The 18,281-nt window shown below is 57.9% G+C and carries 7 protein-coding genes (1 of these 7 running past the window's edge); all 7 read right to left on the reverse strand.

From position 1 onward, the window contains the following. A protein-coding gene (locus FVQ81_09435) for a T9SS type A sorting domain-containing protein (GenBank protein ID MBW7996769.1) crosses the window boundary here: on the reverse strand, positions 1 to 4,235 show its 5' portion. 289 nt of this gene lie to the left of the window's left edge; 4,235 of the gene's 4,524 nt are visible here — the first part of the coding sequence; its start codon is at positions 4,233 to 4,235; its stop codon lies beyond the left edge, outside the window. Positions 4,236 to 4,680: 445 nt separating this feature from the next. Beyond that, entirely contained in the window at positions 4,681 to 9,312 is a 4,632-nt protein-coding gene (locus FVQ81_09440; GenBank protein MBW7996770.1) for a T9SS type A sorting domain-containing protein, read from the reverse strand. Between the two features lie 1,168 nt (positions 9,313 to 10,480). After that, positions 10,481 to 10,708, reverse strand: a complete 228-nt coding sequence (locus FVQ81_09445; protein MBW7996771.1) for a hypothetical protein — start codon at positions 10,706 to 10,708, stop codon at positions 10,481 to 10,483. A gap of 122 nt (positions 10,709 to 10,830) precedes the next feature. Then, entirely contained in the window at positions 10,831 to 11,265 is a 435-nt protein-coding gene (locus FVQ81_09450; protein ID MBW7996772.1) for a hypothetical protein, read from the reverse strand. Between the two features lie 234 nt (positions 11,266 to 11,499). Continuing rightward, complete coding sequence (locus FVQ81_09455; GenBank protein ID MBW7996773.1) at positions 11,500 to 13,944, reverse strand: tetratricopeptide repeat protein; 2,445 nt, start codon at positions 13,942 to 13,944, stop codon at positions 11,500 to 11,502. Beyond that, positions 13,941 to 16,250 carry a tetratricopeptide repeat protein gene (locus tag FVQ81_09460; GenBank protein MBW7996774.1) on the reverse strand — a complete coding sequence of 770 codons (2,310 nt, stop codon included), beginning with the start codon at positions 16,248 to 16,250 and terminating at the stop codon, positions 13,941 to 13,943. The genes FVQ81_09455 and FVQ81_09460 overlap by 4 nt, the downstream gene beginning before the upstream one ends. Positions 16,251 to 16,255: 5 nt before the next feature. Next, entirely contained in the window at positions 16,256 to 18,022 is a 1,767-nt protein-coding gene (locus FVQ81_09465; protein MBW7996775.1) for a tetratricopeptide repeat protein, read from the reverse strand. Positions 18,023 to 18,281: the final 259 nt, after the last annotated feature.

The raw sequence follows: 18,281 nt of genomic DNA on the forward strand, positions 1-18,281 counted from the left end.
GCCAGGCTGAAGGCCTTGGGCAGACTCGGACCCACCGGGTTGCCGCTGCCGTTGACATCAGTGTCCAGATCGTCGCCGGCGGTCATGTTGCTGGCAAAGTTAAACGGACTGGCCGGTCCGACAGTGGAGCCGAAACTGCTGCTCCAGCCATTGCCGATAGCGTTCATCCTGATCTCGTCGCCTTCCTTCCACACGAACACCTCGCCCGTGGCGGCGTCCTTGAGATTACCCAGGTTGACCACCCAGAAACCGTCCTTATCCGTCAATGCGCTCAACCGGCCGCTTTCCAACTCGTCGCGCACCACCTGCACGGTGATGAACACGCCGGTCTGCGGCTGTCCGGACTCATCGACCAGGCGTCCGTAGAGCGTATAAGGATTCATGCCTATTCCAACCGGCGTGGCAGTAAACTTGCCGCTCAGCTCCTCGGCCGCTCCCTCCACGCGCCAGCTGTACTGCTTGCCGGGCTCCAGGCCGGTGACCTGGACGATGCTTACCTGTCCGGGCACGGCAGCCGACTGAGGCAGGAACACGCGCGATGTGCCGTCTTCGAGCGCGGTGACCACCAGCTTACCGGTTGCCGCGCTGCCGGTAGTCCAGGCCACGGTAGCGGCGCTGCTGCTGAGGTTGCTGACCGTGGCGAACGCGGATATCTGGCTGCTGGGTGACGGATTGACCACTATCCCCGCCGGCGACGTCCCGTCTGCCGGCTGGTCGGTAGTGGAAGCCAGCAGCAGCACCGGACCGTTGGGATCCCAGCTGCCGGCCGCGGTGACTTCGAAAATATAGGCCTCGCCGACTGAGAAATCGAAATTGAAGCCCGCAAAACTGGCGCCGTTACGGATATACTGCTCGTAACTCTGCAATTGTGCGTTGAACCTGTAAATCGCGCTGACTTCCGCGATATTTGTCAGGATCTGGTTTGCGTCCCAGGAGTAGAACAGATCGTTATCCATGGCGGGCATGGTCAAGAAATATATGCCGGCCCCGGCGAAATCCACGACAGGCAGGACTGAGGAATAAACCCGTCCTGTCAGTTCGATATCCGTGGTGCTGCTGACCTTGACGAAATACCCCTCCTGGGCCTCGAGCGTGAAATCATCTGCGCCGTAATAATTACCCTGGATCGAGCGCGTAATGGTCTCCTGAGTACTGGTGGCGGTGATATAGCGGGTGATCGACGGGGAGCCGCCAACGATTTCATCAAGCAGATCCTCGGCGGTGGAAATTTCGCCCTTGAGCAGCTTGACCGGCAGTCCAATCAGGTTCAGACCTGTCTTGAGCTCCAGGTTGTACTCCGCCAGCGGCAGCAATTTGACGGCATTGATCGTCATGGGACTGGCTCCGGCGGCCGCCCTGACCGTGTCGTACTGCTCGAAACCCATTTCGGAACCGTCGAACTCGAAGAGCAGGTAATCACCCTCGGCGTGCGAGAAGTTTGTCCCGTCCGAGTTTTTCAGGTTGCCCAGTTCAAGCAGCCAGGTGCTGTCGCTGCCAACTGTCGAGGTGATCGGCAACGAGGTATCCGATATGCTGGCGGCGCTGACCACTTTCAGAGTCACGGCGGCATCTTCGGCGGCTCCGTTCCAGTAGTACGCATTGCCGGTAACGGTAAACAGATCGCCGGTGCCCGCCGTAGAGGCCAGGGTACGGAACCGGAAGGCAGAAAGATTGCTGTTCTGCGTCACGTCGCTCAAATTTATCTTCTGCGGAGCATAAGGCCCATCCACATTACTCAGTGTATCGGCGATATAGATCCCCTCTGTCGTGGCGATAAAGAACCGGTAGAGCGTTCCCGGCGCAAGGTCTTCGAGCTGGATTACATGGACCCCGTCGCTGCCGGAGGTCTGGTCATAAAAGACCTGCACGGTGCTCACCAGGCTCGACATGCCGCCGCTGTATTCGACAAATACCGGCACGCTCCAGCTGCTGCCGCCGGGGTGAATGTCAAGTGTATCGCTGGATGCGGCCACTACAACACTGTCGGTACCCGTGTAGTTTGAGCGATAGCGGATGATGGCGCTGGTGGCCGTTACACTGGTGATTTCGAGGTTCTCCACACCTGCCGAATCGAGTACGACCACGAACGGATAGGTATCGAAACCGCCGTAGATCGCGCTACGCACGATAATCGTATCCGGAACGAGATAACTTAACGTGTTATCCAATCCTGATGGCGGCACTCCTGATGGCACCGAGGCTACAATCCTGGTTTTCGACCAGGAAATAATGTTCGCATCGATATTCTGGCGGCTACCGTTGGAGTATGCGTAGAACTGTACCCGGCTCGTATCTTCCTCGGCCTGATCGTAAAGCCCGAACCCGCTGCCGTAAATCACGAACTCCGTATTTATCGAACCGTAAGCGGGTTCCACGCGCGTAATAGTCGGAGCCGGAGCTACCCGGAACTTGATCGGGTTGGCGGTGGCTTTAGGATCGATCGTGTCCGCGTCGGTGGCGGTGATGGTCCAGCTGTAGGTAACAGTGTCCGTCTCGCTCGGAGTCCAGACATTGAGGCCCGTGGTCGAATTGAGCGTGCCTGGATGGTTGCCGCTGGCCGTGAAAGTAAGCGGATAACCGACCGAGTCGCCAACCAGAAAGTCTGGATCGTAAACATAGCTGCTGAAATATGTGCTGTCAGCCTGGTTGTTGTTGACCGTTATCGAGCTTACCGCCTGTACACTGTCCGGCTCGGCGGATTCAGGCGCATTGCTAAACGCCAGCGCGCTGTCCGAGGGGGTGCTGGTGATATCCAGATCCCAGATCGGCGGCCGGTTCGTGTTGTGCACTGTCAGGGCCATGGTGTCGGCCACGAGCGAAGTACCATCGCTGACCATCACAACCAGGGTATCCGCTTTCTCGGCAGCCGTGGCCAGGCTGAAAGGTATCTGCAGACGGATCCGGAAACTGGTTGCGGTCCCGCCCGTCTCGGTCGAGGAGGTATCGGCCACCAGGGTGTCGACCGACCCGCTGCGGGCGATAAACTGGTTGAAGCCGGCCAGATTGCCGGTGGCGCTATCGCCTTTGGCCACGCCGCGCAGGCTGTCGCCCCAGAGCATACCGAAAGCGATCACGTCGTTCACCTCTCCCTGGGCGCTGTCCTGGTCGGAGGCGTAGTAAGTTATCACGACGCTGTCGCCCTCGTAGACACTCAACGCGGTGTCTGTACTGCTGTCGAAATTAAAGGTATTGGTAGTCTGCTGGTCCTGGGAGTTGATATACAGGATAGTTCTCCTGGTAAACGCCGGAGGTGGATTGGGCAGTGAATCGTTAACCAGGATAAACAGGCTGTCGAGGCCCTCGCTGTTGCCCTGGTTGGAATCGTCGACAGCCCTGAAATACACCACGTACAGGCTGTCTTTCAGCTCACCCAGGCCAACCCCCACGCTCGCCTCGTCGCCGTTTACGGTTTCACTCGAGGTGCTGCCGTCGGAGATATTGGCATCCACGAACCAGTAACCGCCATGCTGCGAATCGTCTGTGCCGCCGTCGCCCTGCACGAAACTGGGCACCCAGCGGAACAGGCCGGTGGCTGTAAAAGTAGCTCCTGCCGGCTTATTGTCTATTTCGTAGCGCAGGATGTTGTCGTCACGGTTGTTACCGGAGATCCCGTCGCCGTTCTGGCTCTTGAACTTTGAGCCCGGATAGATACCATCGGTTGCACCCGGTACCTCGCCGCCCACCATCTGGTTGTTGGGATCGATAAAACCGGTGATCTGGATTTCCAGAGTGTCGCCCTCGTTAATTGAGACAAATCCGTTTGCGCCCTGATAGTTCGGATAAGTCTGCGTATCACCTCCCACATCGTCCGAATCAAAACTGTAGACCGCAGCGTACCAGGAGCCGAGGTTGACTATGCTGGCCCTGCCCTCAGTAGGATAGGCCGGATCGGCCCCCGACTCGGTGCCACCCAGGGTCAGGCGGCTGGCGGTCGGGTTGCCGCGGGCCTTCCGGTCGGTTTCGATATTTCCGCCGACCAGGTAGCCGTTGAAGCCCCGAGCGTTGTCATCTCCTGTGTATGCGAAGTCGCCGCCGTAAAACACACGCGTGTTGGGATCGGCGACCGCCCCGCCGTAGTCTGAATTGATCAATGCGGCCGCGTTCCCATCATATGGAGATATGATCGAAAACGTGGTGGGAACCGGCGCGGTGTTCTGGGCCCTCAATCCGGTTGCCCAGAGCGTGGCGGTGATGGCGAGTGCGAAAACAATCGCCTGTCTGGATCGAAGCAGCATGGCTCTCTCCTTGAGAGGGATGGTTCACTCCATTAAACCAATGATTTATCGGTATCCTGTATATATCCGCTTATACTTCTCCGCCCCGTGTGTTGGGCAACATGCATGCCAGCAATTTGCTAATTCATCTATGTTGCTATTTTTCATTGCCTTACGGACTATAACCGGGCTGGCCAATGTGGTAATTTCAAAGAAAAGGTATATTTTGCCGTGACAATTTTTCATTTTTTATGCTTTAATAGGCATATTTTGCCGTGTATCGGCCGGAGTTGAATCATGATGAGAGAAAAGCTCACTCCGATACATTGCCGGTTAGTCTGGCCTGGATTGGATGGAATAATGTGCCGGGGCGGGGGAGGAAACAGAGGACAGGGCAAAATAAAAAGCCGGCCGGAGCATGGCGCCCCGGCCGGCCTTTAACTTACTTGCTGAATGCTGCTGTTACTTACTTGAGCAGCACCATCTTACGGGTTGACACGAAGTTGCCGGCCTTGATCCGGTAGAAGTACACGCCGGAGGAGACCGATTCGCCTGTGTCGTTGTTGCCGTCCCACTGGACAACGTAGTGCCCGGCGTCCTTGACCGCATCAACCAGCGTCTTGACTACCTGACCGCGGACATTGAAGACCCTGAGCTGGACCTTGACACCGCTGGTCTCGCTGTCGGGAATGTCGTAGGCGATAGTTGTCGACGGGTTGAACGGGTTCGGATAGTTCTGAACCAGAGCGGCCACCTTGGGCAGAGCCACGCGAGCCACCTGGTCCTTATCCTGGGACGCGGCACCGTCGGTATCGGAGACACGCACCACGTTCTGCGGGCTGTTTCCGGTCACCAGGGTGCGGAACGAGGTGGAGGCACTGCCGAATACCGCGCTCACACGCAGCTCGTCACCGGCTTTCCACTCATACACTCCACCGTCGGCCAGTTTCAGGTTGGCCAGGTTCACGTTCCAGAAGCCTTCCTCGTCGGTAATACCGGCGATAACCTTGCTGACTATGTCATCGCGCTTGGCCTCGAGATAGACCAGGGCGCCGGCCAGGGGCTCACCGCTCTCATCGACCATGCGGCCGTAGACGGTGTAAGGCAGACCGATGCCGATCTTGCTGGTCGTGAAGGCGAAAGGCTTGCCGTTGTCATTGTAGGTAACGCCGTTGGAGACGATCTCGTAGATGTATTCGGTCTCAGGTTCCAGACCGAGAATCACCTGCGAGCCGGCGCCGCCGCTGAAGTCGCCCGGTAAGTAATCGACGAAGTGGGTCAGACCCTGGCTGGCTTTACCGTAGCGGATCTGGGCAGCCACGTTGCTGTTGCCGATCCAGGTTACCCTGGCCGCGCTGCTCGTGAGGTCGCTGAGACGCACGTTGCTCACCGAACCGGCCACCGAGGACCCACTCACATCGAGAGTAAGCGAAGGAGCCACGCCGGTGATGTTGCCGAACTTCTGGCTGGTGTTGGCCAGCAGCACGCCTACCGGCGTATTGATATCCCACTGGCTCGCCGCCGAGGTCTGCAGGATGTATCCCTCACTGGCGTCGATATGGAAATCGGTGCCGATGAACTGGCCGGTGCCTGCGGCGATAAACGCTTGCTCGTAGCCCTGAAGATCTTCGTTGTAGCGGAAGATTTCATTGGAGTTCGCGATATTGGCCAGCATCGACCTGGCGCTCCAGGCGTAGAACAGGTCCGAACTCTGCGCCGGACGCGCGATCCACCACAAGCCGGCGGATTCGAATACCATCGGATCGAGTTCCGCCCCGTAGATGTTGCCGCTGAGGCTGACGTACTCAAGTCCGTCGACAGAGACGAAGTAAGCATCGTAGTAATTGCCGTCGGAATTAGCCAGGTTCCAGTCGGCGGCGCCGATGAACGGGTCGGCGCCAGCGGAGATAGTACGGATAATGGACTCCAGCGTGGACGTTGCGGTCACGTACCTGGTGATCGACGGACTACCGCCTGAGATCACGCCGAGGAGTTCCTTAGCCGTCTGCGGCTCCGAGGTGAACAGGTTGACCGGGATACCGATCAGGTTCAAGCCGACCCTCAGACGGAGATCGTAGTCCACGACAGGACTCAGCAAAGTACCATCGGCAGTCTGATTGATTTCCTGAGGATGAGTCGCGGCACGGGCCCTGACGAACTTGGTGTACCCGGCGTCCTTGTCGGCGGTGATCGTCACGATCAGGTAGTCGCCTTCCTTGTGCTGGTATTGACGGTCGGCAACACCGGTGGTATCGGTAACCGCATCACCAAGGTTCAGGACCCAGGAACTGTCGCTGCCGACAGTGGCGTTCAACGGCAGAGTGGTATCGGCCAGGTTGTCCTTGTCGACGATCATGACTGTTACCAGGGCGCCAAAGCCTGAAGTCGTGGCGGTGAACACTTTTCCACCGATAGCGAAGGCTTCGCCGCTGCTGTTCTGCGCCGGAGATGTATCGAACTTGAACGCGCCGATAGAGGTATTACCGGAAAAGTCACGGTTGATCTTGGCCGGTGTGTAGGGACCGTTCAGAGTCCCGGAACTATCGCCGAAGAAGATACGATTGTCCATGGCCAGGAAGAAGAGGTAATTCGTTGCGGGCACCAGGTTTTCCAACAGCACCGTGTGGATCTGGTCGGTACTCTGGCTAGCCCCTACATAGGTATCGACGGTGGACCGAATGTCCGAAGCCGTTCCGTCGGGGTTCTGGATTACGAACACCGGGTAGAAAACGCCCGTACCTGCTTCGTCCGAATACTCGGGTATCGGGAGAATACCTGTTTCATCCTCGATCTCCAGGGTATCCGCGAAGGTGGCGACAACAATGCTGTCTCCACCGCTGAAGGCAGTGCGCCACGTGATTGTCGCCGAAGTCGAAGTGATGTTGGTGACTTCCATGTTGAACACCGTGTTGGTATCCGCGGCTGTGATCACGTATGGATATAAAGTCGGAGTGTTGAACACGGAACTGTACACCTCGATCGTATCCGGGATCACCATGACGACCGGAGGACTGGTATAGCTGGACGGGGTCGCGCCGGGCGGAATGGCAACGTTAATCCGGTCCCGGCTCCAGGAATTGACAGTTGCACGGAGATTCTGCGCAATTCCATTGCTGTTGCGGTTGCGGAAGATAACCCGGCTGGGCGTATTGCTGACAATATCCAGCAGACCGAATCCGGCTCCGAAGATGGTAATATCCTGACCGGGATAACCGGTGAGAGGATAGATCTCACCGACATCCGGCTCCGGGGCCACTCTGAGAACCAGGTTAGCCAACGCAGTCTGTGGATCGGTAAGATCGGTATCGGTCACGCTGATCGGGTAATCGAAGCTGACAGTGTCCTCGAACGTGAGGTTGATCTCCAGCAGACCGTTCTGAGTGAAAACGTTACCCAGCGACGAGGTCGTGGCGAAAGTCACTCCCGGTCCCAGCGAATCGCCGATCAGAGGATCGGGGTCGTAGACATAAGCCGAGAAGTACAGCGTGTCCACAATCCCATTGGTCACGGCAAGCGGAGTGAATGGAGGTACGCTGTCGGCATCGACTGCCGCCGGATCGAAAGCATAAGTCAGCGTGCTGTCTCTCGGCCTGCTGGAGGTATCCGGATCCCAGATCGGAGGCCGGTTGATATTCGCGATCACGAACCGGACCAGCGAGGTATCCGCATTGCTGCTCGCATCGTTAACCCGGACCTCTAGTTCCATCGTGTCAGGATCACCGGCGCCCACGGTGTCGGCGATATTGTAGGCCACCTGCAGGCGGACTTTCAGTCCCACCACGATGCTGTTGGTCTTGATCGTATCCACGCGGAGAGCCAGTGAGTCGACCGCGCTGGTGACATCATGCAGGAAATCGGACCAGTCGAGAACCTCGAAATCGATGACCTGGTTGTTCCCGCCACCCCTTGCGCTGTCCTGGTCGGAAGCGTAGAAAGTGATCTGAATGCTGTCGCCTTCGCTGTAGTGCAGAGCCGAGTCAACCGAGATAGTGTAGTTCTGTACCGTACCCGACGGGCGCACGACCTCATGCCTGGTGAACGCCGGAGGCGGATTGGCGATCGAGTCGTTGACCAGGATGAACAGAGAGTCCATGCCGGTCATCGGAGGAATACCGTCATCAGTAGCTGTAAAGTAAACTACATAGAGACTGTCCGCCAATTCACCAGAGCCTATACCCACGTTACCAGAACCGTCAGCCACCGTATCCGGCGTAATCGAAGAAGCCGTAGAGCCGTTGGAGATGTTGGCGTCAACAAAGAAAACTCCGTTACGGACACTGTTGTCATAGGCACCGTCACCCTGGATGAAATTGGGTGACCATACGAACAGGTTGCCATTGAAATTCGCCCCTGCCGGCAGCGAACTGGGCACAACGCCGAAACGCACACCGTTAGCCGAGTCGTTTAGCGGATTTGCTATATCGAACGCGTAGGACGTTGACTTAAACTTGGCTCCAGGATAATCACCACCTGTAGCGGGAGTCCCTGCAATATCAGTGTTGTTCGGATCCACGTATCCCGTAAGCCTTATTACTAATGAATCCTCCTCGTTTACTGCGATAAAACCATTTCCCCCTCTATACCAAGGAACCGAAGCATTAACCGCTATGCCACCATCATAGACGTCATCAGCATCGAACTCATCCAAATCTCCTGCGGCAGCGGGATTTGAGGAATAAGCACCAGGCATATTAGCAACAGAAGCCAACCATGGTCTTGTAATAATCGTACCCTGGCGCATTCCGCCCAAAGTCAGGCGTCCACTGGGAGCATTACCATGGTACTCAAAAGGCTCAACTTCAGTGAGATAGGCCAAGACTCCGTTACCATCAACATCTTGCCACCCGGTAAAACCGGTGCCATCGTCGTGCGATGCACTGTTTGCGAAATCACCACCGTAGAATATCCTGAGATTCTGATTTCCAGCGACAGTATAATTCACATTACGCAACCACACCTCACTGCTGTCCGACGGGCTCAGGATCTCGAACGTAGTCGGCACCGGCGCGGTGTTCTGCGCATAACTCGGCAAATATGAGACTGCAATCAGAAGAGGCAGTAAGGTGATAGCAACTGTCACCTTAAGCACGTATTTCATTTTTCTCTCCTTGAGAATAGTTGACTCTAAAAAATAGTTTCCCTCCTGGAAACTAGCATTTCTTGCTACTACCTCGAGTCGTAATAAATCAGCATAAATCCTCCTTGGAGCTTGATTGTCAATTATCCCTATCTTTTCCTTTAATTTAAAGTCTATCGTATGGTTCTGGGCCAAGCGAAACAGGTACGTCAATAGACATTATACTATTTTGTTAATCGGCCTGAGTTCCTTAAACTTTAAAAAATCTGGACCAAGGGCCGAAAAAGCCGAGTATCTGCACATTTGTTGCAGATTCTCCGCTTCTGCAGACTTTTATTTTACCCCGGAACGGGAATTTTTTACCAGAATCAGGCGCACTTTCTCCCGATTGATGCACAAATCCACAACACAGCCCCTCCCCCGTGCACGAGAGAAAGCCCGGTATACCGGCAAACCGACATCAACTTGACCGGAATCAGAAAAAAACATTCCTCGGATCAACGTCAGAGCGGTATTGCCGTTGGATTAATTACACTTGGCCTCACATCTAACAATCGGCACCGGAAAATTAAACTTTAATTTATTCTTGGTCTTACGCGCTTTTTGACTCGATTTCCCGCGATCAATCAATGCCCAAACAGCTCTTCCGCTCGGTTGGCGACTCTTCTCATGCCTGACAGTGCGTGAAATCTTAACATTGCCAAAATAATGAACAGGTTTTTCACATGGCAGCGAATCGTATATTATTATCATTTAATACTTTACAGATCATTGCGAAGAATGCGTAACTAACAAAAGCAATCTTTATTCCAGCAGAATTTCGATCGCTAAACTGGCCGGGAACAAAGGCTTGCTAATTTTCAGTTCAAGATGCGTGTGCGAAATCGGGCGGCGGTCCAGGCGCGGATCGCATTGCTGACTCTCCCGGGACATCGGGATTCAGCATCGCGCCTCAAACGGCCAGGCGGCTGGCTGTCGTCTGCAAGGGCATGTAGCGAAAAGGAAACTACGAAAAGAAAGGCCCTGCGTACTTCAACAATATGAGCGCAGGTCACCGCCGGCGGAAAACTCACCCGGATGCAGGGCTGATTTCTGGCCTGAGAGCTAAATGATTGTTCAGGCTGGAAGCCGGTATTACCGGCGCCGGAGGCGTATTGCCCACTTGTTGGACAGGTGCTCCGTGGCGAAGCTAGCCGATCAGCAGGAAAAACATGGTGATAATCTGCCAGGTTCCGACTAGCAGAAATACCGCAGCTACCCAGAAATCCACAAACTGCTCGGGCGGAATGACCCACTCGAAGACATCCTCCTTTGACTCGAGATAGCTCTCCAGGGAAGTATCCTCCCCGCTATCGTCGCTCTCGTAGTCATCGGGGGTGTACTGCTCGATCAACTGGTCAATCGACTGCTCCGCCATGGCCAACCTCCAGTCAGCTCGGCCCGTCCTTTTCACAATGTAACATAATTATAATACCAGTCCGGCCATAAATACAAGCCCACCGTAATCCGGCAGCCTTTTCCGATAAGCTGCTGACTAAATCATCTGTTGCCTTCGGAAACTGCATACGATCTGGCAACCGTACGTTTTCTGCGTTGCGGCCGCCGGGATCCGGGCCTGGGTGATCTGTCGGGGCGAGGATGCAAAGCCCTTACCTGTGTCCTGATAAACTGCATCACCTGCAACGCCAGCACACCCATCAATAGAAACAGGAGCGCAACGATCAATCCCTTTTCCTGTTTGTAGTAGGGAATCTGGCCGATGAAAGGCAGAATAACCAGAATCAGGCCGGTACCGAAACAGAATGCCGCAATTGTCGCCAGCGCCATCTGCGTCAGTCCCTCGCCGGGCAGAACGTGGCCAAGACGGACCTTGAACCTGCGTAATGCCTGGAAACAAAGATATGCTATGGAAGGCAGACAACCCGCCACCACGAGCATGAGAAGCATGGTTCCCATGAGAATTCCCTTTCTCACCGAAATCATCCCTGATACATGGAACTGCTTGTCGTGGCTGGAGTTACCGAATCGATCGCTTCCAGGAGGATTTGAAGGGTCGATTCTCGATCGGAAAATCCGCCACATCAGCCGCGAATCAGCCGTTCAAGGCAGTTTCGCGCTTAGCTCTGATATCGGAAATCCGGGCGCTGGGCTTTAATTTTTCAGCTAACTGACGGAGCGGAAAGAGGTACTGAAACTGACCGTGATTCGCTATTGCGCTCTGCGCAAAACCCGTGGCGGCAGATTTGCGGGATTAACCAGCGCTTGGAGACGCTTGTAATAGTTCGCGGCTGTTGCTCTTTCGCCGGCCCGCCATGCCGTATCGGCTGCTTCCAGCAGGCCCTCGGCTGAACGAGGCCCGAAACTGAGAGCCGCGGCATAATACTGCATTGCGCTGTCCAGCCTGCCGAGCCTCGAATACAGCCGGGCGATCGCCAAGTCGGTATCGAATCCCGGCCCTTCGAGACTGCGGGTACGGGAAAAGCAGTTTAAAGCCTCCCTGACTTCTCCCCTGTCGGCAAGCACCCTGCCGAGATTGTACCAGGCGTCAGCATAGGCGCTGTCCAGGGCCACAGCCTCACGGAAATGGCCTTCGGCGGCCGTCAGGCTGTCCAGTGCTTCGAGCACGGCGCCGATATTGTTTATCCCGGCGGGCGAAGGCTCCCCGCCGGAGGAGGCGAGCAAGCGGAACAAGGCCAGCGCCCGCGAGGGATTCCCGCCATGGAGGCTAGCCGCGGCAAGGTGTTCGAGTCGCAGAGGATCGAGTCTGCTTTCACCGATATCGGTGTACAGCGCAGCGGAGTTCTCCCATTCACCCCTGGCAAATGCCAGATCGGCCTCAAGCAGTAACGTGCTGTCTTCTTCCGCCCCGCTCCTGCGGGCGAGCCCGATAACTCCGGCGGCCACTTCCGGAAAACCGGCTTCAAGATATTCACGCGCGGATGCGAGATAAAACCCCGGCTTGTCCTCGATCGGCGAGCTTGCAGCCGTTATCAGTTCAAGCGCACCCTGCGGGTAACCAAGCCCGGCCAGTTCATCCGCCAGTTTGAGCGTAAAGGCCGTGTCGTCTGAGCTGACTTTCCCCCAGTTCACCAGGTGCCCGGCCAGGTCCTCGCGACGGCCCAGGCGGCGATAGACATGGGCCATCTCCTGCATCTGGCCTGTCATGTCCGGTGTGAATATCTCCGCCGCCCGTGCGAAATGCACCCTGGCCGATGTCGTATCGCCCAGTTGATCCTGGATTCTGCCGATTGAATACAGGCAGCTAAAATTTTCCCGGAAACGGTTGGCGTTCCGGTAGGCGGCCAGTGCTTCCTCCCGCCTTCCCGCTTTATAGTAAGCATTACCGAGACCGTAATGATTGAACTGGAAGTTTCCGTGGGTCAGCACGGCTGAACGCCAGAGCGTAACCGCGTTTCTCCAGTCACCGCAACGGCTGTACGAGATTGCCGTCATACAGGCCAGCATTACCACCACACCGGCCACGTAAGCCGCTCTCCTGCCGCTGACCGCCGAGGTGGACCACAGCCACCTCAGGCCCGCTACCGCAGCCAGGACCAGCCCGAACGACGGGATATAGAGATAGCGGTCGGCCATGAATATCGCTATCGGTACCAGGCCGCTGACAGGCAGCAGGTTCAGCAGGAAAAACGCCAGTCCGAACGCCACCTCGCTCCTGCCCCGCCGATGGAACAGATAGATCAGCCCAACCAGCGAGATATCGATCAGCAGGTCAAGACCAAACCGCCAGTCATACTCGCCGAAAAAGAACGGCGGAGGATAACTGTGGCACAGGTTGACCGGTACGAGCAAGTTCAGCACGTAACGGCCCAGCACACTGGCCATTGACAGCATGTGCGACCAGCCGCTTCCCTGCAGCCAGGAGTCCATCGCCGCAGTTGTCCTCAGGGCGAAATAAAACCCGGCCAGGACCGACAGGGCCAGGTACGGCGATATCCGGGCCGCGGTTTCCCGTGCCTTACGGCCCGAGGACCACGCGGACAACTCCAGAGCCGCTACCACCAGCGGGAATGCCGCTCCGCTCGGCTTCGCCAGCATCCCCAGCACGAAACAAATCCAGCTGGCGGCGTACCCGGCGCTGAATATGCTCCTGCCCCGGCTGCCGATATATAATCCAAGCGCCAGGAAATAAAACAGCCCGGCCAGCAGTTCCTTGCCGGAATTCATCCAGGCGACCGCTTCCACATGGACCGGATGCAGCGCGAACAGGGCCGTGCCCACGGCCGCCCACGTTCGGTTGCTGCCGGAGCCTTCGACGCCGAACAGCCCGAGCAGTAAGTTCAGCAGCCAGCATACGGCCGCCAGATTGGCCAGGTACAGCATAAGATTGAACCGGTGATACCCGGCCGGTTCGGTCCCGGAGAACTCGTAAACAGCTTCCACGGCCAGATCGCGGAGAGGCTGGTAGGTTGCCATGTTCACGGGGGTGAAAATCCGTTTCAGGGATGCCGGCGACAGGCCCCGCTCGATCTGCCGGCCGCTGCGGGTGATTACCGTGTCATCGTAATTGACAAACCCGAACGATGATGTCTGCCAGTAGACCGCGACCGTAACCGCGAAGGTTGCGGCAAGAATCCACAGCCATAACCGGTGTTGCCGATTGCTCAGGCCTTTGTCGTTCGCGAGGCTGCTCAATTGGCTCCTCCGGGACCGCCGGTTCGACCGGACGAGATTTTCTCCAGCCGCTGCCTGGTTATCCTGGCAGCTGCGGTATCTCCGGCGGCGGCCTGGGCTTGCATCAAACCCTTGATCACCGCCGGGTCTGCGCCGGAGCTGAGCGAATCGGCACGACTGTAATGCGCCGCTGCATCCTCCGGCCGGCCCAGCCTGTAGAGCAGGTTGCCCCGGTTGAAAAAGGCATCCACGTACGTGCTGTCCAGTTCGATAGCGAGGCGGTAGAGCGAATCGGCCTGCTCGTCCAGGGCCATCTGCTCCAGGACCACGGCCGAATTGCTATAGGCGCGCGGCAGGGTTGAATCTTTGAGCGCCATCCGCTGAAAGTGCTCGAAGGCTCTCTTGTGTTCACCGAGCAAGAAATAATGCGCTCCCATGAATTCCAACCCCTGCATGCTGAGCTCCTGCATCTCGTAGCCGGAATAGAGTTCCAGCGCCTTGCGGCCCTCACCGCGTTTCTCGTACAGTGCGGCAAGCTGGAGCTTGGTCGACAGGGTTTTGCGGCCGGTGGCAAGGGCCTTGTCGTAGAGCATCTCCGCCTCGCCGTACCGTCTCTGCTCCATGCGTATCTCCGCGAGAGCCGTGCAGGGTTCAGGCTGCCGCGGGAAATCCTCTATCAGGCTTTGGTATATTACGGCGGCCTCGCCCAGGCTGCCTTTCATGCGCTCGAGCGCCGCCAGGCTCATGCGGGCCCCCATGACCGACGGGTAGCGCTCCATCCATTCTGCGATTATGCCCCCGGCCGCCGCCGAATCTCCCTCGAGGAGGTACGATCTGGCCAGGGTCGCCATGAAATCCTCTTCAACAGGGTCCAGCACGTGGCCCAGCCGCGCCAGCTGCAGAGCTTTGTCCTGCTCGCCACGCCGGGAGCTGATGTAAATCGCTCCCTTGATCGCTTCCGAATTGGGCCTGCGCCCCTCGAGCAGCGGCTTGTAGATTCTCAGCGCCTCATCGAAATCGCCGCCGCGGAGGTGGCTCGACGCCAGCCCGAGTTTGCTGAGAATCATATCCGGGTACAGATCGTGTACCCTGCTCCAGGCGCTGAGCGGATCGCTCCAGTAGCCCGCCTGTCGCCAGCTGAGGGCACCCAGCAGAACCAGCGCCGCCAGCACGGTACTTTTCAGCAGTTTCTTCCGGCCCTGTCGCTGGATTGAGTAAAGTTTCATCGCCCCGAACGCCGCCAGCACGGCGAACGCCATCGAAGAAAGGTAATAGTAGCGGTCGGCCCGTTCAATCTGAATGCGTATCAGGTTGGCATTCGGCGCCAGGGCAACCACGAACCACGTCAGCAGGAACGCCGCCGGACCCTCGCCGCGCTTTAGCGAGCGGACAGTCCACCCCAGCAGCAGCAGCCCGGCAGTCGAGTAAACGTAGATCAGCGGGTTGGATGCGCTCATCTCGAAACCGGGATAGCGCAGGCAGAGGTTCACCGGCAGCAGCAGCTTGATCGAGCTGAACCCGCAGGCCGCCAGGAATTTTACGGCTTTGGCGGCTGAGCCTTCCATGCCGGCCCACAATGCGCCGACCCGGGCCGTGGTGGACACGAAGTAGAAAACTGCGGTCAGCGCGGGAGCCAGGAACAGCAGATAGACAGGCCAGTGCCGACGGAGTACCGCACCCGCATCGCCCGCACGCCTGACTGTCAGGTCATAGGCGATCATCACCAGCGGGAGGCTCACAGCGGATGGTTTCGAGCCCAGGGCCAGTATGCAGAACACCATGCTCAGCAGGATATCGGCCGGGGACAGCTTGTCATGCCTGATGTAGAAATAGAGCGCGCCGAGATAAAAGAAGCCGACAAACACGTCTTTCTGCCCCGTGACCCAGGCCGCGGCTTCGGAGTGCGATGGATGAAGAGCAAAGATCGCCGAGGCCAGCAGAGCCGCCGCTGCCGCTTCACTTTCGCTGCCGACTGATTTTTGGCGGCGCAGAATGGAAAAGGCAACAAGATACAGAAACAACGCCGTGCCCAGGTAAAAAATCAGCGATACCACATGGTAGGGTACCCAGTTCGATTTCGCTCCGTAGGGGGCCAGCAAAGCACTCGCCACGGCACGCACGGGCTGGTAGGTGGCCGAGAATTGCGGCTTCAGCATCAGCCCAAAGCTTTCGAGGCCGGGAGTTTCCTGGTAAAGACGGATCCCCGCCAGCGGCTCGTCCCAGTTGACCAGCCCGTAATTCAGTGTCCGGGCATAAACCGCCAGCGCAGCCAGCATGATCAGCGCCAGCCAGATATTCCGGTGTGTTTTCCGTGATGGATCGAGCATGCTTGCTACCTGTCGTCCGGAGGCTCGAGGTTATCCAGCGCCCCCCGGATACTTTCCCGCACTTCCAGGGGTTTACCCGCTGCGGTTGCCAACTCCAGCGCCTGCCGCATATGCTCTCTCGCCCGGCCGCTGTCACCCTGCCCGGCGTAGAGCATCCCCAGGTTGAAATGACCGGCCCACAGCCATTCAGTACCCATCCCGATTGCCCGCAGAAAGCTGGCTTCCGCCGTGGAGTCCTCTCCGGTGGAAGCCATCACGATCCCGTGCTTGATCCAGACCTCGGCCCGGTCGGGACGGAGCTCCGCCGCTTTTTCGATCAACTGCCTGGCCAGCCCGGTACGACCCTGGTTCAGCACCAGGGTCGACAGGTTGGCGTAAGCGTCGCCGTAACCGGGATCGATTTCCAGCGCGCGCCGGTAATGTTCGAATGCCTGGTCACTGTTACCCCGCGCGTTCCAGGCGCCCGCCAGGTTGAAATGCCCCAGGCTGTGACCGGGATAGACATCCACGACCCGGCTCCAGAGACTTACCCCGCTGCTCCAGTCTCCCTGCCGCTTAACTGCTGTCGCGGCCAGACCCGCGACAGTCAACGCCAGCAGCAGCACCGCCGCGCCCGGCACTCCTGGGTGCGGCAGCGTGCTTTTCGCGCAGCTTGCTTCAGTCAGCCGCTGGATTCCCCAGCCGGCCGCCAGAAAAACGGCCATCCCCGGCAGGTACAGGTAACGGTCGGCAAGCAGCGTGCTGGTTTCGACCAGACCGCTGGTGGGCAGGATTGTTACCGCGAAAAACAGCAGCGCAAACAAGCCGGCCCTGCGTGTCGGGGCCAATTTGATCGCTCCCCAGACAGCGGCGGCGCAGATAATGGTCCATGCCAGCATCCGCCCGATTTGCGGCTCTGAAAGAATATCCAGCGGGTAGCGGGCGCAGAGATTGACCGGCAGGGCCAGTTTCAGCAGAGATTTCCCCCACACCACGGGCACAACAGCCAGCCGGGACAGCAACGGCGCATCGCCGCCCGAGCCCGCTCCCAGGCGGACCGTGGAGATGAACAGGAGATGGAAAGCCAGAGCCGCCGCGGGCAGGAAAAACGGGGCAAGCCTGAACACCGCCGCCATCCCGCCCGAATGATGCTCCCGCTTGGCCGCCGGGCGGAAAGTCAGTTCGTAGGCCACCAGCACGAAGGGCAGAGACACCGCCGCGGGCTGGGTCAGCAGCGAGGCCACAAACGCGGCCAGGCAAAACCAGTAGTACCGTTCGCCCTCGCCCGAGCGAAACCGGATATAGCCGAGGAGCGAAAGCAGGTAGAACATCCCCATCAGGGCCATTTTACTGCCCTGATGCCAGCTCACGACCTCCACATGGACCGGATGAACAGCGAACAGAAAAGCGGCCGCGACAGCCGCGGGGTGCACCCGGCCGTCCGCCTTGCCGGACAGGTGCGCGGCAAAGCTGTAGAACAGGAAAACATTGACCAGATAGAGCAAAAGATTGAAGAGCAGATAGCCGGCGGGGCTGGAACCGGAGAGTGCGTAAACCAGGCTGAACGAGATAGCGCGCAGGGGCTGGTAACTCGAACCGATCCCGTCTTCCGGGACAAAAGCGCGGAAGATACTGCCTGCCGAGAACTCACGGGTGCGCGGACTGTCCGTGATAATCCAGTCGTCCCAGCCCACGAGGCCGCCCTGCAGCGAGGGCAGGAAAACCAGGCAGGCCAGCACTACGATCAGTAGCGGCCATAGATATGCGCCGCGTTTGCTGGTAGTCGGATGCATCAGTCGGGTTCAGCCGGGACCCGGGGCAAGCCGGACGCCGATTCCGTTAAGGTTGCAACTGTAGAGTCCAAGTTACCCTGGCCGACGCAAGAATCAAGCCTGACAAGGATTTAACCGGCGATCATCCCTGCTTTATCGCATTCGTGTTCGAGCAGGCTGACTGTGTCGAGCAGTTCCTCGACAGTCGAGGCATCCCCGGAGCTGTGTCCCCGGCCAGCCGATGAGATAGATTCCAGCCGCAGCCGGAGTGAGTTCAGGG

Source organism: Candidatus Glassbacteria bacterium, assembly GCA_019456185.1.
Taxonomy (GTDB): domain Bacteria; phylum Gemmatimonadota; class Glassbacteria; order GWA2-58-10; family GWA2-58-10; genus JAJRTS01.

Coding starts and splice junctions, on each gene's coding strand:
- FVQ81_09440 (MBW7996770.1), bottom strand. CDS start 9,312: ATGAAATACGTGCTTAAGGTGACAGTTGCTATCACCTTACTGCCTCTT.
- FVQ81_09445 (MBW7996771.1), bottom strand. CDS start 10,708: ATGGCGGAGCAGTCGATTGACCAGTTGATCGAGCAGTACACCCCCGAT.
- FVQ81_09460 (MBW7996774.1), bottom strand. CDS start 16,250: ATGCTCGATCCATCACGGAAAACACACCGGAATATCTGGCTGGCGCTG.
- FVQ81_09465 (MBW7996775.1), bottom strand. CDS start 18,022: ATGCATCCGACTACCAGCAAACGCGGCGCATATCTATGGCCGCTACTG.